The 19,304-nt window shown below is 59.2% G+C and carries 14 protein-coding genes; 3 read left to right on the forward strand and 11 right to left on the reverse strand.

Annotated elements, in window-relative coordinates:
• Positions 1–21 precede the first annotated feature (21 nt).
• From ACG9DO_RS12240 to ACG9DO_RS12260, 5 genes are all read right to left on the reverse strand, one after another.
• Complete coding sequence (locus ACG9DO_RS12240) at positions 22–747, reverse strand: extensin family protein (RefSeq protein ID WP_394728319.1); 726 nt, start codon at positions 745–747, stop codon at positions 22–24.
• Between the two features lie 28 nt (positions 748–775).
• The gene (locus ACG9DO_RS12245) at positions 776–4,339 is read right to left on the reverse strand and encodes an error-prone DNA polymerase (RefSeq protein ID WP_394728321.1); all 3,564 of its coding nucleotides are present in this window, start codon (positions 4,337–4,339) and stop codon (positions 776–778) included.
• Positions 4,340–4,577: 238 nt separating this feature from the next.
• Positions 4,578–4,910, reverse strand: a complete 333-nt coding sequence (locus ACG9DO_RS12250) for a PilZ domain-containing protein (RefSeq protein ID WP_394728323.1) — start codon at positions 4,908–4,910, stop codon at positions 4,578–4,580.
• A gap of 136 nt (positions 4,911–5,046) precedes the next feature.
• Positions 5,047–6,582, reverse strand: a complete 1,536-nt coding sequence (locus tag ACG9DO_RS12255) for a Y-family DNA polymerase (protein ID WP_394728325.1) — start codon at positions 6,580–6,582, stop codon at positions 5,047–5,049.
• On the reverse strand, positions 6,533–7,336 hold the full coding sequence (locus tag ACG9DO_RS12260; RefSeq protein WP_394728328.1) for a recA-like protein: 804 nt from the start codon (positions 7,334–7,336) through the stop codon (positions 6,533–6,535). Before ACG9DO_RS12260 ends, ACG9DO_RS12255 begins: the two co-directional genes overlap by 50 nt.
• A 169-nt stretch (positions 7,337–7,505) precedes the next feature.
• On the opposite strand from ACG9DO_RS12260, the gene ACG9DO_RS12265 reads away from it, so the two are divergent.
• Positions 7,506–7,988, forward strand: a complete 483-nt coding sequence (locus ACG9DO_RS12265) for a pyridoxamine 5'-phosphate oxidase family protein (protein ID WP_394728330.1) — start codon at positions 7,506–7,508, stop codon at positions 7,986–7,988.
• Between the two features lie 71 nt (positions 7,989–8,059).
• Here the strand turns inward: ACG9DO_RS12265 and ACG9DO_RS12270 are convergent, their stop codons facing one another.
• A complete protein-coding gene (locus tag ACG9DO_RS12270) occupies positions 8,060–9,646 on the reverse strand; it encodes an amino acid permease (RefSeq protein WP_394731269.1) in 1,587 nt (528 codons plus the stop codon).
• Between the two features lie 104 nt (positions 9,647–9,750).
• Positions 9,751–11,160 carry a sodium-dependent transporter gene (locus ACG9DO_RS12275; RefSeq protein WP_394728332.1) on the reverse strand — a complete coding sequence of 470 codons (1,410 nt, stop codon included), beginning with the start codon at positions 11,158–11,160 and terminating at the stop codon, positions 9,751–9,753.
• 116 nt (positions 11,161–11,276) lie between these two features.
• Here ACG9DO_RS12275 and panB point away from each other — a divergent pair, with 116 nt between their 5' ends.
• Together panB and ACG9DO_RS12285 are read left to right on the forward strand one after the other, a co-directional pair.
• Positions 11,277–12,149 carry a 3-methyl-2-oxobutanoate hydroxymethyltransferase gene (panB, locus tag ACG9DO_RS12280; protein ID WP_394728334.1) on the forward strand — a complete coding sequence of 291 codons (873 nt, stop codon included), beginning with the start codon at positions 11,277–11,279 and terminating at the stop codon, positions 12,147–12,149.
• Positions 12,150–12,216: 67 nt separating this feature from the next.
• Entirely contained in the window at positions 12,217–13,296 is a 1,080-nt protein-coding gene (locus tag ACG9DO_RS12285) for a DUF475 domain-containing protein (protein ID WP_394728336.1), read from the forward strand.
• Here ACG9DO_RS12285 and ACG9DO_RS12290 read toward each other — a convergent pair.
• The 4 genes from ACG9DO_RS12290 to ACG9DO_RS12305 form a co-directional block, all read right to left on the reverse strand.
• Entirely contained in the window at positions 13,268–14,233 is a 966-nt protein-coding gene (locus ACG9DO_RS12290) for a bile acid:sodium symporter (protein ID WP_394728338.1), read from the reverse strand. The genes ACG9DO_RS12285 and ACG9DO_RS12290 overlap by 29 nt on opposite strands.
• Before the next feature lie 56 nt (positions 14,234–14,289).
• A complete protein-coding gene (gene prsR / locus ACG9DO_RS12295) occupies positions 14,290–15,654 on the reverse strand; it encodes a PEP-CTERM-box response regulator transcription factor (RefSeq protein ID WP_394728340.1) in 1,365 nt (454 codons plus the stop codon).
• Positions 15,654–17,759 (reverse strand): XrtA/PEP-CTERM system histidine kinase PrsK, encoded by a 2,106-nt coding sequence (gene prsK, locus ACG9DO_RS12300; protein ID WP_394728342.1) that lies wholly within the window; start codon positions 17,757–17,759, stop codon positions 15,654–15,656. Before prsK ends, prsR begins: the two co-directional genes overlap by 1 nt.
• 99 nt (positions 17,760–17,858) lie before the next feature.
• A complete protein-coding gene (locus ACG9DO_RS12305) occupies positions 17,859–19,256 on the reverse strand; it encodes a short-chain fatty acyl-CoA regulator family protein (RefSeq protein ID WP_394728344.1) in 1,398 nt (465 codons plus the stop codon).
• Between the last annotated feature and the right edge of the window lie 48 nt (positions 19,257–19,304).

The following is a 19,304-nucleotide window of genomic DNA, read 5'->3' on the forward strand; positions in this document are numbered from 1 at the left end:
GCAGCCTGCTCGGCAGCTACCTTAGCGGCACACCCTAGCCCAGCGCGTTCCCTGGTCGAGATGGAAATGGTCAGCGTGATCGGCGTTGTATTCCGGCGACAGAACTGTACGGAAGCTGTAGCACGCGCTGTCGCGTACCGCTTCGAGGAAGTCGCCCTTCTCACCTTCGCCCCAGTGCTGGAGCACGCTGACATACTCTCCGTTGGCTAGGACAAAACCGCTGATGTCGATGGCATTGGCAGTGGCGTGTTCACTCCATGGCGCGGTCTGGCTCGCATTGATCCTGCGGCAATTGGTCGTACCAAGGTGCAGGATGCGCGTCACTTGTGTGCCGAGATGCTCTTGCGCCGCTTGCTGCACTCCATGATTGAGCCATAAAGCTAGGCCGGCATTGACCGGGCAAGTCGCAATCGCATTACCGGGAACTACCATGGGATTATCGATCTGCGTGCGATCGGGCAGTCCGCATGGCCCGTCGCCGACACCCGGAAGCGCCGTGAAAGCAACATTGCTGCGAGTAAGCACCTGATGGCACAGCGCTTGATTGCCCGGAAGGTCCGCAAACTTTCCGGCAGTCGCCCAGCCTGGAGGGTCGTTGAGGTCAAGGGGTGCGAGCGGATCATGCTGCGGGTTTTGCTGCAACCAGATCCACCCGGCGAGCAGGACAGCGCCTGAAATCATGATCAGGAGTGCGCGACTGTCGCCTGTAAACAGGCCCACCGCTCTTGAAATACTCCAGACTTTCATGGCCTTAATCCCACCTCAAACTCATGCCTTAGTGAAAGTCTCGCGACTTGGGAATAATTCGTGCATTTCGCGGATGACCGCGCGTGGGTGGCAATTCATCAATCAAATCACGCACCTGCAAGGGGGAACGTGCATTCGTGCGCGATTGGGACAGTCTGCCCGCCTTTGCGGGGAGCGGACTGCTGACATGATCAGCCCGCGCCACCGGCGCGTTCAGTAAGTCATCAGAAAGTGCATGAAGCGACGCTGTCGCGTCAGTCATGTGATGCGCAATAACGTGAATCACCTCGTCGTCATACTCCACTCGTCCGCGCACCTCCATCAGGCGTGCCCCCATGACGACCCGGCGCTGTTTTTCTTTTAAGTCCGGCCAGATAACGAGATTAACCACTCCGGTTTCATCTTCAAGTGTAATAAAGCACACGCCCTTGGCACTGCCGGGACGCTGGCGGATCAGAACGACGCCGGCGACTTGAACCATGGAACGAAACTTGCGGTCTCTCAGATCGCTGGCACGGATAAAGCCGCGTTCTGCCAGCGATGCGCGCAGAAACGACATGGGGTGTGCCTTAAGGCTCAGCCGCGTCGTCTGGTAATCTGCGACGACCTCTTCCGACAACGGCATCTGTGGCAGCTTCGTCTGTACTTTCTCAGAGCCTTCATCACGCGCATCTGCTGCTGCGAATAACGGCAGTTCAGGCGAAGCGATCAGGCTGCGTGCGTCCCACAAGGCCTGACGCCGCGAAAGCCCGAGCGAACTGAAGCAGTCCGCGCTGGCAAGCCGTTCGATATGCGCTGGCGAAAGCCCTGCCCGCTCGCGCAGCTCAGCCACGTCCCTGAAAAGACCGCGCTCCTCGCGTTCTGCGATCAAGCGGGCCGCGACGTGTTCAGGCAAGCCGTCGATCTGCCGCAGGCCGAGCCGCATAGCGATATGCTTGTCTTGCCTACCTTGATCGTCACTCCGGCGAAGGCCGGAATCCAGCTCAGGCGCTGTACCATCTGGACCCCGGTCTCCGCCGGGGTGACGACTCTCTTCCAAAGTACAATCCCACATGCTCTCATTCACATCAGCGGGACGCACTTCGACGCCATGTTCGCGCGCATCACGTACGATCTGTGCGGGCGCATAGAATCCCATCGGCTGTGAATTGAGCAGCGCGCAGGAGAAAGCTGCGGGGAAATGGCATTTGAGCCAGCTCGACACATAGACCAGATGCGCGAAACTCGCTGCGTGGCTCTCCGGAAAGCCATATTCGCCGAAACCTCTGATCTGGTTGAAACAGCGCTGCGCGAAATCGGGATCATACCCGCGCGTGACCATGCGGCCGACCATCATGTCCTGCAATTCATCGACCATCCCGCGGCTGCGGAAGGTCGCCATGGCTTTCCTCAGCCGGTTAGCCTCGAGCGAGGAGAACTTCGCCGCATCCAGCGCGATTTTCATCGCCTGTTCCTGGAAGATCGGGACACCCAAAGTGCGTTCGAGGATGCTGGAGAGCTCGTCCGGGGGACCATGTACAGGACTTGGAGCGGGGATTTGTACCGGTTCCGCCCCGCGCCGCCGCTTCAAATAGGGATGCACCATATCGCCCTGGATCGGCCCAGGCCGGACAATCGCAACCTGGATCACCAGGTCATAGAACTCACGCGGACGCAGACGCGGCAGCATGTTCATCTGCGCACGGCTCTCAACCTGGAAGACACCGAGAGAATCCCCCTTGCGCAGCATGGCATAGGTCTCTGGGTCTTCGCGAGGGACCGTGGCAAGCGTCAATTTGCGATCATGGTGATCCTCGAGCAGGTCGAGGCACTTCTTGATGCAGGTGAGCATGCCCAGTGCCAGCACGTCGACTTTCAGGATGCCGAGCGCCTCGATATCGTCCTTGTCCCACTCGATGAAGCTGCGCTCCGGCATCGCACCATTGCCGATCGGGACGGTTTCCGTCAGCGCGCCTTCAGTGAGGATAAACCCGCCAACATGCTGGGACAGATGCCGCGGCATGCCGATCATCTGCTCGGTCAGCGCCAGCACACGTTTCAAATGCGGATCGGCGATATCCATGCCCGTTTCCGCGGCGTGGCGCTCACTTATCTCGCGCCCCATCGAGCCCCATACCGTGCGGGCAAGCGCGCTGGTTACATCTTCGGACAGACCCATCGCCTTGCCCACTTCGCGGATCGCCATGCGTGGGCGGTAATGGACTACTGTCGCAGTCAGCCCGGCCCGGTGCCGACCGTACTTTGCGTAGATATACTGGATCACTTCCTCGCGCCGCTCATGCTCGAAATCGACATCGATATCGGGCGGCTCCTTGCGCTCCTCGGAGATGAAGCGATCGAACAGCAGCTGGTGCTTGGCAGGATCAACTGAAGTAATTTCCAGGCAATAGCAGACCGCGGAATTGGCCGCACTGCCCCGCCCCTGACACAGGATCGGCGGCTCAACCGAACGCGCAAAATCGACAATGTCCTTGATGGTCAGGAAATAGCGGGCAAGGTCGAGCTTGCCGATCAGCGCAAGCTCGCGCTGCAATGTCTGGCCTACGCTGTCAGGTATGCCCTCCGGATAGCGCCGCCTGGCCTCTTTCCAGGTTTCGCTTTCGAGATATTGCTGCGGGTTCATCCCGTCAGGGTGAATTTCTTCCGGGTACTCGTAGCGCAGTTCATCGAGCGAAAACTCGCAGGCATCAGCAACTTCGCGCGCCGCGGTAATCGCATGCGGCCAGCGCGCAAACAGGCGCTCCATTTCCTCCGGCGATTTCAGATGCCGCTCGGCATTGGGATGGAGCAGGTGGCCAGCCTCAGCCACGGTCGTCTTGTGGCGGATTGCTGTCATGACGTCCTGCAAGGGGCGGCGCTGTGGGACGTGGTAATGGACGTCATTGGTCGCAAGCAGCGCAAGCCCATTCGCTTTGGTGAGGCGGTCCAGTCGCTCAATCCGCGCTACGTCATCACCGCGATAAAGATAGCTCGCAGCGATATGGCGGAGCGTCGGGAGGCCTGCAGCCAGATGTGGGACAAGCTCTGCACAGCGCCCTGTCACATTATCCGATAAAGCTTCGCCGTCGAGCGCAACAACATTGCTCGCCCATGCAGGGACTGTGAACACCGCATCAAGATCATTCGGCGGCAGCAGGATCAGTTGCACATCCTCGCTATGCGCGGCGAGCATGGTGAGGCTGATCTCGCATACGCCCTTTTCCTGCCATTCGCCGCTGAGCGTCTGCATGCGCCCCGCACTGATCAGCCGGCATAACCGCCCATAAGCTGCACGGTTCTTCGGATATGCGAGGAAGGCGAGGCCTTCAACTGTCTCGACCCGCGTGCCGATAACAGGGCGCAGCTTCAATGTCTTCGCTTCGCTATGGATCCGCACCACCCCTGCCATCGAGTTTGCATCAGCGACACCGATCGCATCATAGCCGAGCTCGCGAGCCCGCATGACAAGATCAACCGCATCGGAGGCGCCGCGCAGGAAACTGAAACAGCTGACAAGACCCAACTCGACAAAACTCGCGCGCGGCGGCGCTTCGATCAAATCCGGATCAAGTTCGATCCTGCGTTTGGGTATCTGGAGGTCGTTTTCAGGCATAGGACTCAAAGGTAAATGTTCTTTATATGTTCCATTTTTGCTCAAGCCAAGATCGGAACGCATTCACGGACCGGCTAATCTCTCCATCATGTATGGAACAGGCAGTTGCCAAGCGGCCCGGAGTTGACAATCTGACGACAAAAATGGGGCTCAGGCGAAGCGGCTTAGCTAAAAGCAAACGGGGCGCTCTGGGAAGAGCCCCCCGTCTTGCTTTGCGTTCTCGAAGACCCCTTGGGGATCAGCCGTTAGCGCGTCGCTGCTGCCCCTGCTTCTTTGCCTGCGTTTCGCGGCTTAGATGATCGACGATCGCCTCGTGCATCCGGCCTTCGAAAGCTACGCCTGCAAACTGCCCGTCGACCCATACCACCTTGCCTAACGGAGAGCGTACACCATTGATCTTGAGCGACAGATGCTCACCAACTTCAGCAAAGCCGTGACGCCCCTTGATCTTGCAGCCACCTTCGGAAACGTCGATCAATTCAACGCAAATCGGACGCGAGCGCATGCGACCATCGACCAGAATGTCGAGGGGTCTGCGTTCTGTTTGCCGCCCATGTGTGGAATTATCCATGGCGTTGCTGTGATCCCGTCAGATTATTCTCGTTCTGATGACCTTCTAGCGGTCAAAGGTAATTAGGCAGTTAACCCTGGTTTACCTTTGAAATGCCGAAATTTAATCGGAGTCTATTGCCTCCTCGGACACGCTTTCATCCGTAAAGACCCTGCAGATACCAGTCCGGCATTCCTCCGCGGCCATCAGTGGCCAAGCCATGACGATAGATCCAGTAACGCTGCCCTTCCGCATCCTCGATCCTGTAGTAATCGCGCAATCGCGTGGTAGAGCGTTGCCGCCACCATTCCGGTGCAACCCGCTCAGGCCCTTCCACACGCACCACCTCGCGCACATTGCCACGCCAGCGGAAGGAGCGGGGATAGCCGTCCGGCGAAGCATACAGAACAGCGATCTTCTCCGCTCGGTCGAGCAGTTTGAGCGGGCGTGCGTGGAAAGCAAGTTCGCCTTGCGAGACAGGCTCAGCCTCCAGCGGCGACTGCCAACGCTGAGCACGCTCTGGCAGGTGACTGGCAAAAGGAACCGGACGGCTGACCGCGCGCTGACCCAAACGTACGGTGAGCCGGTCGATACAAGCTGCCAGCGAAGTCCCGTGCGCTTCAGCCGAGGCTTCGATATCGCTTTGCTCCAGAGCGAGCGGTTCAGACCAGCTGACCCGCAGCCGTACTGTCTCTATCCCGAACCCGGCCTCCACATCATCCAGCCGGCTTGCGAACAAGCGGCAGATATGACCCGCATCGCGAGTTGCTGCGGCGAGCTCCAGACTGCGCACCAGCACTTCGCCATCCACCCGCCACAGGCCCAGCTCGAGCCTGCGCGCGCCTTGTCCGCGCCCTTCCAGAACGCGGATCATGTCGCCCGCGAGATCGGCCAGCACCTGATCGAGCAGATCACGGTGCCTGATCGGCTCCATCAGCCGGCGCTGGACCAGCGGCATATCCTGCGGAATCACCGGCAAGAGCGGCTCAGGCAAGTGCCCGAGCAACTGGTCCATCCGTAAAAGCGGGCTTGCCGCAGGCGATTTGCGATTGCGAAAGCGGCGCTGCAAGGCATCGCGATTGACCCCGGTGAGATCGCCCAATTGCTTGAGACCAAGCCGCCTCAGGACAGTAAGTACATCCGTATCAAGCCGCAGCGATTCAACCGGCAATCCTGCAAGCCGGTCTGCAGGATTCTCCTCCGATCCAAGAATGGTCCGATCCCCGCCATAATGCGCGAGCGCCCAGGCTGCGCCAGCCGTCGGCGCGATTGCCGCCCGTGCAGTCAGGTCACGCGCTGCAAAGCGCGCCCGGACATCAGCCAGAAGGCGTTGCTCGCCGCCGAACAGATGTGAGACAGCACTGACATCAACCAGCACGCCATCAGGCGGGTCCAAAGCGCTCCACGGCCCCCACCGCCGCGCCCACAATGCAATCTTCTCCAGAAAAGCGAGGTCGCCCGCCGGGTCCGCAGGCCGCACTTGAATCTGAGGACACAGCGTACGCGCATCGGCCAGCATCATGCTGGCACGCGCGTCCGCCTCCGCCCCTGCAGCATTCACCGCTTCGATCCGCGGTCCATGCGCGGTTTCCGCAATCAGCGCGAGCGGGGCAGCATCCGCGCCCTCGCCCGGCTTGAGGTTCTCAGAGAGCCGCCAGCGATCGACCGACAGTCGGGCGAGCCAGATCGCCATGATGCGGCGGGGCGGAGAAATGCTCGGCTTCGTCATTTGCACTGCCGTGTCGATCTGCGACGAGACGTCCATTGTCATTGCGCAGTATCCATTGACCGGGTGGGTGAGAGCGCGCGCGAAACAGCTCTGCCTGCCAGGCTGAAGCGCCAGGGGCTGTGCGGTTCCAACGCGGCGGTGATGAAGGATGTGAGCGGACCTGCCAGCGCATCCGGGCAGAAGACAGGTCAGGTCTGGCATCGAGCCGTACCAGCCACAAAGGCGCACCATGCCGCTCAGCTGCGAGCGACAATCGGCGCGATGCAGTGAAATCAAGCGCACGCGGATTGTCTGCGATCTCTCCGATCACGAAAGCGAGATCACGGCAGCGCAGCCCCTCCTCCAGCGCGAACAGAGCATCTTCAGGTGTTTGCGCTGCGACATGAATCACACGGTCGCGCATGCCTTCAGGCAAGCCCGCGCGATAGGGCCTGCCATTCAAGCGGATGGCAGCGCGATCCTGCACCCATAATATGCTGCGATTATCGTCGCTGAGGGCAAGAGGATCAGACTTGGCCTGCCGTGCCTGCTTTGCCAGAGCGTCACACGCCAAGGCGAGCGCCAACCCCGCCCCGCTCGCTTCGTCGGCGCTTCCAAAAATCTCGTTATGCAAGGCAGGCGCAAGCCCGGGCCGCCAGCGCTGAGCAGCCGCATTGTCAGCGGCCAGTGCAGCGAGTGGGAGCATATCGCGGGTATGAGAAAGCTGCACGAGAGACATAGTTGGAACGACTCGTTAGAGGGTTATTTGTTCCTATTATGTTCCATCACCCAGTGATTCGCAATCCATGATGCAGCTTATCTCTTCTGAGCACCCGCTCAGCGAGCGCTCGGAACAAAACTCCCTTTTAATTCATTGATATAATATTCGAAAGGAGCACATAGCTTATATGAAATATGATCAAGGCAACGCAAACGAACTGAAGAAAAAATTCTGGGACGCACTGGCGGATTCGCCATTCCTGTTCCTCCAGCGCGATGCCGATCCCGACACAGCAGTACCGATGACCGCACAGCTGGACAAGAACGCCGACAGCGCGATCTGGTTCTTTACGGACAAGAGCAGCAATTTCGCAAAGCTCGGACCGGTGACCGCGACTTTTGAAGGCAAGGACCACGACGTGTTCGCACGGTTCAAGGGCACGCTCGCCATCGAATCCGACCAGGGCCGCTTCGAGCAGTTCTGGACCAACTTCGTGAAGGCCTGGTTCGACGGCGGCAAGAACGATCCTGACATCCTCTTCCTGCGCATGGACCTCGACGATGCAGAAATCTGGAGCGGTGACCTCAGCCTGATGACCACTGCCAAGATGGCACTGGGCAAAAACGTCCGCGACGATGTGAGCGATAAGAGGGTCGAGACGGCGCTCTAAGTACTACGCCCGAACAGCACGGGTCGCCAAAGGCCGCTCCGCTTGGAGCGGCCTTTTTTGCATCCAGATTGCTAGTTACGGTGACTGCCAGGAGTATCGATCGGCACTGCGAATTCCTGCCCTTCGATATCGTCAACCACCTCGACAATTCCCTTGCCCAGGTGACTGTTACGACGGCTGTAGCCGAAATAGACAAGGAACCCGATCCCCGTCCAGACCGGAAGCACAAGCATCGCTTCGACCGGCAGATTGAGGAACAGGAACACACAGCCGAACACTGTCGCGGGTCCGACAAACCACAGCATCGGTGTGCGGAAATCCCGCTTGCGATCCGGATCGCTGCGCCGCAACAACATCACTGCAATTGCCACCATCATGAACGCATAAAGCGTTCCTGCATTGGCAATATCAGCGAGTTGGCCGACCGGGAAGAAGGCGGCTCCAACCGCCACTATCACACCGGTGATGGCGGTCACGATATAGGGCGTCTTCCACTTGGGATGTACCTTTGACAGCCCCTCTGGAAGCAGGCCGTCACGGCTCATGACAAAGAAGATGCGCGTCTGCGCAAACAACAGAACCAGGATAACCGAAGGCAAGGCAAGGAACGCGGCAATGCCAAGCATGTTGCCAATCCCGGAAAACCCGATCTGCCGCAGGACATGCGCCAGCGCCTCGTCTGAACAGACCAGCGCGCCTGCATATTGCGGCATAGCGCACTGAACCGCCAACTGCTCTGACCCGGCGGGGAACGGAATGCCATTCGGTCCCATGATGGGCTGCCCGCCAATGGTACCGATGGCGCCTGCTGCCACAAGGATGTAAAACACCGTGCAGAACAGCAACGAACCGACCAGCCCGATCGGGACATTGCGCTGCGGGTTCTTGGTCTCCTCCGCCGCAGTCGAGACGGCGTCGAAACCGACATAGGCAAAAAAGATCGTCGCCGCAGCTCCAACCGCGCCCAGACCAGTCCCGAAACCGCCGAAAATGCCGGCAGGAAGAAACGGATTGAACCTGTCGGGATCGAAATAGGCGCTCGTCAGCGTAAGCCCGATAAAGACGGTCAGCGCCGTGACCTTGATCGCGACCAGCACTGCATTGACCTTCGCGCTCTCGCTGGTGCCGATCATCAGCAACCAGGTCACTAGCAATGCGATAACGAACGCGGGAAGGTTGATGAAACCTCCAGGTTCTCCGCCCAAGGCCAGCGGGCCAGCGGCGAGCCATTGCGGCAGGTAGAGCCCCATGAACTCGTTGAGGACGGTCCCAGCGAAATAGCCGGACCAGCCGACCGAGACTGCGGCTGCCGCAATCGCATATTCTAGAATCAGCGCCCAACCTACTGTCCAGGCGAGGAATTCACCCATGGTGGCATAGCTGTAGGTGTAGGCGGACCCCGCCACAGGGATCATGGCGGCGACCTCTGCATAGCAGAGCGCTGCAACGACACAGACAGCCCCAGCGATAACGAAGGCCAGCATCAGGCCCGGCCCGGCCTTCTGAGCGCCGGCGGCAGTAAGGACAAAGATGCCGGTGCCAATAATGCAACCGATACCGAAGAGCATCAACTGGAATGCACCGAGTGTACGGTGTAGCGACTTCTTCTCCGCCGTCGCCAGAATGGCATCGAGCGGCTTGATCCGATCAAGCAACATCTTACGGATTTCCAATGACCCGAAGCGAGCCCTCCCCGCTCAGCCAGTCATGGATAATCAATAGGCCTGTTTGCGCGCCTGCGAAACGAAATTTGATTTATGCCTTATCCGAACAGGCCGAACAGTAGGATCGCAGTCAGTGCAACCGGGCAAAGCCAGCGAACCAGGAACAACCAGAACCGGTGCAACCCGCCCGAAAGTCCGTTCTCCGAATCAATCAGGCGCTTTTCCGCAATCCAGCCGACAAAGACCGCCGTCAGAAGCGCACAGATCGGCATAGTGATCTTGCCTGTGAGCGTATCAAGGGTGTCCAGCATCCCCATGCCTTCGAACAAGGGGATGAAACCCAAGGGATGGAACCCTGACAACATCCCCGTCGACAGCGCTGACAAGGCCCCCAGCGCAGCTGCGCCAACCGTTACGACAGGCACAGCCACCGAACGCGGAAAGTTGAAGCGTTCCATCACCCAGGCAGAAGGCACTTCCATCAGACCAACCGAACTGGTCAGCGCCGCAAAGGCCACCATGACAAAAAAGGCAAGCCCAATGAGAGTCCCGAAAGGGATCTCCTGAAAGGCATGCGGCAACGTCTGGAACATCAGTCCCAAACCGCCATTGGGGGCAAGACCCGCGGCAAAGACGATCGGAAAAATGCAAAGCCCGGCAATCAGTGCCACGCCCGTGTCTGCGCCAGCAATAATGCTCGAGGTCTTGGCAAGGTTCACATCGCGGCCAACATAGGCCCCGTAAGTAACCATTCCCGCGACGCCCAGAGACAGCGAAAAGAACGCCTGGCCTACCGCAGCCAGCATAACCTCGGCGGTTAGCTTCTCAGGCTCGAACGTAAACAGATAGGCCAGCGTTTCGTTCATCGCACCGCCGAACAAGCCATAAACCGTAATCCCGATCAGCAGGATGAAGAAGATCGGCATCAGGTACACCGCGACCTTCTCTATCCCGCCCGAAACGCCCCGGATGACGAAGAACAGAGTTATGGCAAGGAACAGAATGTTGAGACCGACAGTCACCGGCCCGTTGGCAATCATCGCCGGGAAAAGCCCCTCCACTTCCTCAAAAGTCGAACCTGCAAAGGCAGGGCTTGTTGCGCCGGAACTCAGCACATCGCCGGCGAATGCACCGATGTAATAGAGCACCCAGCCGCCCAGGACGCAGTAGAAGCTCAGGATCAGAAAGGCCGACAACACGCCAAGCGAGGCGACAAGCTCCCATTGTTTGGAAGCGCCTGACTCCTCTGCCATCTTGCGATAGCTTTCTGGCGCTGCAGCCTGTCCGTGACGTCCGATCAGGGTCTCGGAAAGCAGGACCGGCAAGCCGATCAGAACAATGCAGAAGATATAGAACAGCACGAACGCGCCCCCGCCATTGGCGCCCGCCTCTGCCGGGAACCGGACAAGGTTGCCTAATCCGACTGCTGAACCTATCGCCGCAAGGACAAACGCTGTGCGTGATGACCATCCGTCGCGACCTTCGACCGCCGCTACCGTACCTGCCATGACTTCCAATCCTCTTTCGTCTTTCCTGGACGTATGTGAGCGGTCTTGATGCCGTGAAACATACGCATAGTCGAGCGAACATTTGCGCGAATCCCCCGCTCGGCTAAAAGCGCGTCATGTCTACGACTTTTCAACTCGACACATCGACCAGCCGTGCAAACCCTACGCCTTCGCCGGTTCGCCGCCTGACTGTCCCGAGGATCCGGGCGCGCAAGCAGGATGGTGTGACGGAAGAGCCTTTGGTCATGCTCACCGCCTACACCGCGCGGCAGGCGCAATTGCTCGACGCGCATTGTGACCTGCTGTTGGTCGGGGATTCGCTCGGACAGGTGATTTACGGCCTGCCTTCGACGGTTCCGGTGACTCTGGATATGATGGCGAACCACGCTGCAGCTGTCGTGCGCGGATCGTACCACTCTGTCGTCGTGGTCGACATGCCGTTCGGAGCCTATGAAGCCTCTAAAGAGCAAGCCTTCGAAAGCGCAGCGCGGCTGCTCAAGGACAGCGGCGCGGCGGCAGTGAAGCTGGAAGGCGGTGAAGCGATGGCGGAAACCGTCGCGTTCCTTAACCAGCGCGGTATTCCGGTGATGGGCCATGTTGGCCTCACTCCTCAGGCGGTCAACGTGCTTGGCGGCTATGCGGCACGCGGACGCTCCGACGCAGAAGCAGACAAGATCGTGAACGATGCCAAAGCACTCGATGAAGCAGGAGCCTTTGCGATCGTGATCGAAGGGGTGGTCGAGCCCATCGCAATCGAAGCAACAAAGGCCGTCTCCTGCCCCACCATTGGTATTGGAGCGTCGGCACAGTGCGACGGGCAGGTCCTCGTCACCGAAGACATGCTGGGCATGTTCGAACGCGTGCCACGTTTCGTGAAGCGCTACGAAGAGATTGCGGCCATCATTGAAAAGACTGTTGCAACCTATGCTGAGGAAGTCCGCTCACGCGCATTTCCTGGCGAAGAACAGACTTACCAGCCCAAGAAATAATCCTGTCGCTTGCGCCAAGCGCCGCACTCCCCTAGCTCCCTCGCGCTAGAGGGATGGGATCACGCTCATGCAGACGCTTCTGCGCTATTACAAATTCTCACTGCTGTTCACACTCGCCTGTTTCATTCTGGCGGGGTGGTATGGCTGGGCGAGTACCGGATCGGTCACGGCCACTCTCGGCATACTTTGGATTGTCGTTGTTCTTTCGATCCTCGAAGTCTCGCTGAGCTTTGACAATGCAGTAGTCAATGCCACGGTCCTGCGTGAGATGGACCCTGTCTGGCAGCGCCGGTTCCTGACCTGGGGCATTCTGATCGCCGTGTTCGGTATGCGGATCATCTTTCCGATCGCGATTGTTTCGATCGCTGCCAGCGTTGGCCCCCTTGAAGCCATCAACCTCTCGCTCAACGATCCTGAGGAATATGAACGGATTGTATCCGGCGCGCACATTGGGATTGCCGGTTTTGGCGGCGCGTTCCTCGCTATGGTTGGCCTGACGTTCTTCTTCGAAGAAGACAAGGACGTCCACTGGATCGGGGTACTCGAGCGGACCATCAATAAGTTCTCGACTGTACCCGCGGTGGAGATCGGCCTCGTGCTGAGCCTTATCTACGGTGTCTCAACGCTGCTTTCACCCGAAGACGCGCTCACTTTCCTGACTGCTGGTATCCTCGGGCTCGTCACATTTATCGGTGTCCATGCCTTGGGGGCAATCATCGAGCAGCGCGAGGCACGCAAGAAGGCCGCCGGCGAGATCGTGCGGTCAGGGCTTGGCGGGTTTCTGTATCTCGAAGTCCTGGATGCAAGCTTCAGCTTCGACGGGGTGATCGGCGCGTTCGCTCTTTCCAACAATATGGTCATTATCGCGCTTGGTCTCTCGGTTGGCGCGATCTTCGTTCGCTCCATCACCATTCATCTCGTACAAACAGGTACACTGGCGCAGTATCGCTACCTCGAGCACGGCGCGTTCTGGGCGATCATCGTGCTGGGAGTTATCATGCTCATCTCAGCCAAGGTCCATATTCCAGAGACCATTACCGGGCTGATCGGTGCCATTCTGATCGGGCTGAGCCTGTGGTGGTCAGTCCGGCACAATCGCAAATTTGGCAAAGAAGAGATCAATCTTGCTGGAGAGCAAGCAGGCTAGCCAGCGGCGCGGCAATAATGAGTTGCAGCAGGTGATAGAGCAAGAGCGGCGCGATCACAAAGCCCGCAATCTCGGGTGCAAACAGGATCGCAGCGAGCGGCGCGCCGATTGCCACGCTCTTCTGCGAGGCGGCGAACAGAAAGGCCTTGCGGTCAGGGAGCGCGAAACCCAGCGTCGCGCTCGCGATCCAAGCCGCAAGTTTCGCTACAAGTAGGAATGCGAGAACCAGGCCAAGCAAAGCGCTCCATTCGGCAGCGCCGAACATGCTCAACAATCCTTGCTCTACCGCGCCAGAAAACGCGACATAAACCGCAATCCCGATCACAATCCGGTCGAGCCAAACGATCTTCGCCTTGCGCTCGATCACCCATTGACGCGTCCATCCCTGCACTGCCTGCCCAATCGCGAAGGGGAGGATCAGGATGAGCCCAATGCGGATAATTGCATCGCTCCCGATCTGCGCCATTGCGCCCCCGCCCAGCGCCGCGAATATCGGTGCTGTCACGAATACGCCGACAATGTTGATCAGCGCGGCGCCGATAACTGACAAGGCAACATTGCCTTCAGCAAGAGTGGTATAGGAAATCGCCGACTGGATCGTGGATGGCAGCGTGCCGAGATAGAGAAAGCCGATTGCCACCATGGGTGGCAGGACTGCTGCCGCGAGGCGTGCAAAACCCAGTCCCATCAGCGCCATCGCGCCGAACACGAACAGCAGCAGTGGTACGAAGAAGTGCCACTTTACAAAACCGGTGACAATCTCTGCCCGCGCGACGCGCATTCCATTGACGAGGAACAGGACGAAGATCGCAAGGCTCGTAATCAGCTGGGCGGGCTCGCGAGCCCCGCCGCTCGCAGGCAAAAGAAAGCCCGCAAGCGTTGCGACCAGCAACACCGCAATCATCGGATCGGCAAACATGGCAAGACGCTGAGACATCAGTGTCTTCTCCCTGCCCTGCACCGCGTCACTTGTCGAGATACCCCGACTGCTGGTCAGGCCTGTAGATCGTACTGCTTCAGCAAGTCATATAGCGTTGGGCGACTGATCCCGAGCATTTTGGCTGTGTTCGAGATGTTGCCTTCGCTTCGCGCTAGGGCATGCCGGATCACCCTGCGGTCTGCCTCCTCACGAGCCACCTTGATGTTGAGCACATCGTCCCGGCCCTCGGCGCTTTCCTGCAGGTCCAGATCCCCCGCAGATACGAGCTTGCCATCAGCCATGATCACCGCGCGTTTTACCCGGTTTTCCAGCTCACGCACATTGCCCGGCCAGGCGTGCCCATCAATTGCCGCAAGCGCGTCAGCGGCAAAGCCCTGCACCGACGGATTCATCTCGTTCGCAAAGCGTTTGAGAAATGCTTTGGCGAGCAAGGTCGCATCGCCATGCCGCTCAGCCAGTGTCGGAATTTTCACAACGATTTCGGCAAGACGATAATAAAGATCTTCGCGAAAACCGCCGTCGAGGATCATCGCTTCGAGGTTCTGGTGCGTCGCGCATACGATGCGCGTATCAACCGCGATTTCCTTGCGCCCCCCGATCCGCTCGATCGTTCGCTCCTGCAGGAAACGCAGGAGCTTTACCTGGAGCGCAAGGGGAATGTCGCCAACCTCATCGAGGAACAGCGTACCGCCATGCGCACTTTCGATTTTGCCTTCCGTAGTCTTCACTGCTCCTGTGAAAGCGCCCTTTTCGTGACCGAACAGCTCGCTTTCCAGCAGGTTCTCTGGGATAGCCGCGCAGTTGATCGCTACAAACGGACCGTGTTTGCGGTCGCTCGCATCATGCAAGCCTTGTGCGAGCAGTTCCTTGCCCGTGCCGCTGGCTCCCAGCAGCATCACCGAAACCTTGGTCTTCGCAACTCGCTCAATCGTGCGAGCAACCTGCACCATTTCGGGTGCATCGGTTATCAAGCGGCCCAGAACCTTGCTGTCTTCGCCGGCCTTGGCGGTGAGACGCCGATTCTCGGCTTCGATCTGATGTAGATTATGCGCGCGACGCACGATCAGGCCCAGCGCGTCAATATCGACCGGCTTTTGGTAAAAATCGTAGGCGCCGCGCTCGATCGCCTGAAGCGTGCTTTCGCGCGCGCCATGGCCTGAGGCAACCACGACTTTCGTATCCGGTTTCAGCGCCATGATCGCATCAAGCACGGCAAAGCCTTCCGTCGTCCCGTCCGGATCAGGCGGCAGTCCCAGGTCCAGCGTTACAACCGCGGGCTCATATTGGCGCAAGGCTGCAAGTGCACTCTCGCGATCACCTGTGATCACGACTTCAAAGTCTTCATACGCCCATTTCAGCTGGGCCTGCAGACCTTCATCGTCTTCCACTACCAGCAGGACCGGTTTCTTGTCGGCCATCACGCCACCTCACTTTGTAAATCTGGATCACTGGTTGAGCTCAGCCGCTCAGTGTTGAATTTGGGCAGTTTGACGCAGAAGCGCGTGCCAAGCCCTTCGCGCGATTCGACTTCCATCTGCCCGCCCATCGTGCGCACCAGTTCGCGCGCTTCGAATGCACCGATGCCAAATCCACCATCCTTGGAAGAGACGAATGGCTTGAACAGGCCGTTGCGCACGAAACCGGGAGTCATGCCTTTTCCGCTATCGATGATCTCAACCCGGCCGAACATCCCGTCATTGGTCACATCGAGGAACACAGGCTTGGCAGCGTCGCTTGCGTCGACAGCGTTCTGCACCAGATGAATCAGGGCCTGCTCCAGGGCCTCGGGATCGCACAGCACTTCGCATTCGTCCTGGCGCACAAGCTCCACGGCATGCCCGTGTTTGAAACGCTCGGCAACCTTGCCCACAAGCAGCGCCAGGTCGACAGGTTCAATTCCAGCCAACTGGCCCGAACCATAGCGCGAGAGTCGGGCGATGAGCGCGTTGAGCTTGTCAGAACTGTTCTTGAGCGTGACAAGCATGTCAGCACGAAATTCAGGGTTGTCCGCATGCCTTTCGGCATTGCGGGCGAGCAGGCTCAACTGGCTCGCCAAATTCTTGATGTCGTGCATGACGAAAGCGATACGGCGGTTGAATTCGTCAAAGCGCGAGGCTTCCATCAGCGCTTCCTGACCGGATTGCTCAGCCAGATAGCTGGCAAGCTGCTGGCCGGCGACGCGCAGCAAGTCGAGATCCTCCCAGTCAATCGGTCGCTGTGTTGACGGCCGCGCCAGGACGACCGCTCCCACCAGTCGGTCGTAATGCAGCAGCGGCACGACTGCCCATGCATCGTTATTCGTAATCAGCCATTCGGGGACATGCTGGGCCTCGCCATGGCGATCGATACCGGCACGCAGCTCATCCAGATTGAGGATGTAAGTGTGCTCTTCAAGCAGGCCTGCCAGCTGATAGGACGCAGCGATTGCCGGAACTTCGATCGTGCCCCACTGCCAGCGCGCCACGAGCTCCAGTTGCGCGTCCTCGTTGGGGGCAAGCAATAGGCCGGAATTGCTGTCAGTTATGTCAGCGAGCGCCTTGACCGCTCGTTCGTGCAGGGTCGCATTACTGTCGGATGGGCGGCTGATCGTCTTGGTGAAACGAAGCCACTCCTCGCGATAATCGTAGCGGTGCGCGAACAGGTGCTTGGCGACGGTGACATGCAACCACGAACGCAACCTTTGCGATGGGAGCCACAACAGAGCAGCGAGGCTTGCAACAACAAGGAAGGCGACTTGCGTAAACCGGCTGAGGTCGCCGCCAACGCTATCAAGCGAATGTGCGATTACCAGCATGGAAACGATGTAAAAGCCGACAATCAGCAAAGAGAGTGACTGGAAAGTGGCTTTTCGGCTCGGTCGGAATTCGAGCTGCGTCGCCGAATGGCTGGCACCGAGCGTCAACGGGATCGCAATCATCGCGATGGCGAACCCTCGCAATGCGCTCAGGAGCGCAGGAGGCTGCGCGCCGAGCCAGGCCAGCATGTGATAGTTGAGATCGAACGCCCAAAGGCACGCAAGAGCAATCGCACTGGAGCGAAGCAACAGGCGCGAAGATCCCGCAGCGCCTGAATAGAGGTTGTGGAGCAAGACAAGCGCGCCCATCGCACCCAGCATCCGCATCGCCATGGCGATCTGGAAAACCATCGCATCGTTGTCGCCCGCGATAGCGACCAGCAACAACAGCGGTTGCAGCAATTCGACGAAAACGAGCGCTGCCACGACCGGTTTGACCAGACCCATGCTCTCATCGCGCCCGTCATTTGCAAACAGCCGCAGCAGCAGCCAGATCGTCACAAGAATGCGGCTGGTCTCGGTTACAAGCGCGTAGGCGGAGAACGCACCCGCAGTCGCCGCCAGCGCGCTCCACAAAGCGAGCAGCGCCAGGTTTGCAATCTGAGCCTGACGGTCGGGGCGCGCACGGTCGCCGCGCTGCAGCACCACTACGGCGCCAACAGCGCAGATGATCGCGCCGGCAAAATAGCCAGCAAAGCTGAGGCCGATCAGGAAGGTTTCACCAAACATGACAGATGCAGAAATTAAAGGAGAGAAGTTACCTGTCGGTAAACTTTACACCCTTTCCTAACTAGATGATTTTTAGGAATTTCCAGGGTAAAAATCGGGTTACGAACCCGCTTGGCGAGGCTCACCGAATGCAAACGGCGTAACGCCGCGCCTGATCCGGTCGATCCGCAAGGCCGCGCCGCGCGGCGGAAGCGAGCGCTGTCGACAGGTCTGGACAAAACAGCGCGCGCAGCCCTGACCGATGGTTTGCGCCGCATCCTGATCAAGGCGCACACCTTGTGCAGCAGCGAGACTTCCGGCGAGCCGGGCTTCCAGGCCGAGGACGATCACGAAGCTCGCCTTCGTACCCGCGCCAATGGCTTCGACCGTGCGCGCCATAGTGAACCAATGCGAAGGTCCCGCGTCTGCGCCGTCGACTTTCACATTCTGGACACACAATTGTCCGCGCCGCTCAAATGCCTCATGCGGAATCCAAAGCGGGCAACTCGTATCGCCTTCAAGCCAGGTCGCACCGCTTGCACCCGAAAAGCGCTTCGAAAACTGGCCGGCCTTGTCGATCCGCACCATGAAGAACGGCAAGCCGCGCTGGCCCACGCGCTGCAGCGTCGTAAGGCGGTGCGCGACCTGTTCAAAGCCGACGCCAAAGCGCCGCTGCAACACGGTGATGTCGTAGCCGGTCTGGTCGCATGCTCTTAGGAAGCGGCTGTAAGGCATCAGAATGGCCGCAGCGACATAGCTGTAGAGATGGTGTTCGAACAATTGGCGCGATGCATCGTCGGTGAGCTTTGATCCTGCGACCAGATTGGTAATCGCCTGGCGCTGCTCGAGTTGAGCGATCTGCAAGGCGATCTGGAAACTGCGCGAGGAGCGATCGAGCATTTCGGACAGTTGCAATTGCCGCGCGTGAAGATCGAGCCGCCTCATTGCCTCCGGCATTACATCAAGCGGCAGAATGCGAACCGACAATTGGTGGCGCTCGCGCAGGCGCTCGGTCAAGGCGTCACCAATATCACCGCGCGAAAGCCGCAATTCATCGGCGAGCTTCTCCGCCTCGGCGTCAAGATCCGCAAAATGTCCTTGCCAACGCTCGATCTCGCGGCGCGAGGCAGCCAGCGAAGAGTTGACCCCGGAGGGCTCTGGCGCAGCATTGTCATAGAGCCTCACAAAGGCCGCAGCGACCTGGGGAGCGGTCGAGAGGAATTCATCGATCTCCTCGCGGTCGATGCCAAGATCTGCAAAGCGCTCGTCATTGAGCCGCCGGGCGAGGCCATCGAGCCCGCCAATCGTTTCGTCCTGCCGCAGGGTACGGGGATCAAACTCGAACTGCTCGATGACTTGCACAAGGACGCGCGCAGAAAGCGGTCGCTGGTTGCGTTCGATCAGGTTGAGATAGCTTGGTGATATCCCGAGCGCGCTCGCCATCGAGGCCTGCGTGAGACCCTTGCGCTTGCGCAGGCGGCGGATGGCTGGACCTGCGAAGACCGAACCGTCAGACATCTCGTGCTCCTGATCGCGCGGTGTGCCGCACAAGCGTGCTACACCATT

This window comes from Altererythrobacter sp. GH1-8 (genome assembly GCF_043702085.1).
Classification (GTDB): Bacteria; Pseudomonadota; Alphaproteobacteria; order Sphingomonadales; family Sphingomonadaceae; genus Erythrobacter.

Bases quoted from the DNA above. Each gene is read 5' to 3' on its own strand.
- ACG9DO_RS12305 (WP_394728344.1), bottom strand. From the start codon at position 19,256: ATGTCTGACGGTTCGGTCTTCGCAGGTCCAGCCATCCGCCGCCTGCGC.
- ACG9DO_RS12245 (WP_394728321.1), bottom strand. From the start codon at position 4,339: ATGCCTGAAAACGACCTCCAGATACCCAAACGCAGGATCGAACTTGAT.
- prsR (WP_394728340.1), bottom strand. From the start codon at position 15,654: ATGGCCGACAAGAAACCGGTCCTGCTGGTAGTGGAAGACGATGAAGGT.
- ACG9DO_RS12260 (WP_394728328.1), bottom strand. From the start codon at position 7,336: ATGTCTCTCGTGCAGCTTTCTCATACCCGCGATATGCTCCCACTCGCT.
- ACG9DO_RS12255 (WP_394728325.1), bottom strand. From the start codon at position 6,582: ATGGCGATCTGGCTCGCCCGACTGTCGGTCGATCGCTGGCGGCTCTCT.
- prsK (WP_394728342.1), bottom strand. From the start codon at position 17,759: ATGTTTGGTGAAACCTTCCTGATCGGCCTCAGCTTTGCTGGCTATTTT.
- panB (WP_394728334.1), top strand. From the start codon at position 11,277: ATGTCTACGACTTTTCAACTCGACACATCGACCAGCCGTGCAAACCCT.
- ACG9DO_RS12285 (WP_394728336.1), top strand. From the start codon at position 12,217: ATGCAGACGCTTCTGCGCTATTACAAATTCTCACTGCTGTTCACACTC.
- ACG9DO_RS12275 (WP_394728332.1), bottom strand. From the start codon at position 11,160: ATGGCAGGTACGGTAGCGGCGGTCGAAGGTCGCGACGGATGGTCATCA.
- ACG9DO_RS12270 (WP_394731269.1), bottom strand. From the start codon at position 9,646: ATGTTGCTTGATCGGATCAAGCCGCTCGATGCCATTCTGGCGACGGCG.
- ACG9DO_RS12290 (WP_394728338.1), bottom strand. From the start codon at position 14,233: ATGTCTCAGCGTCTTGCCATGTTTGCCGATCCGATGATTGCGGTGTTG.
- ACG9DO_RS12240 (WP_394728319.1), bottom strand. From the start codon at position 747: ATGAAAGTCTGGAGTATTTCAAGAGCGGTGGGCCTGTTTACAGGCGAC.
- ACG9DO_RS12265 (WP_394728330.1), top strand. From the start codon at position 7,506: ATGAAATATGATCAAGGCAACGCAAACGAACTGAAGAAAAAATTCTGG.
- ACG9DO_RS12250 (WP_394728323.1), bottom strand. From the start codon at position 4,910: ATGGATAATTCCACACATGGGCGGCAAACAGAACGCAGACCCCTCGAC.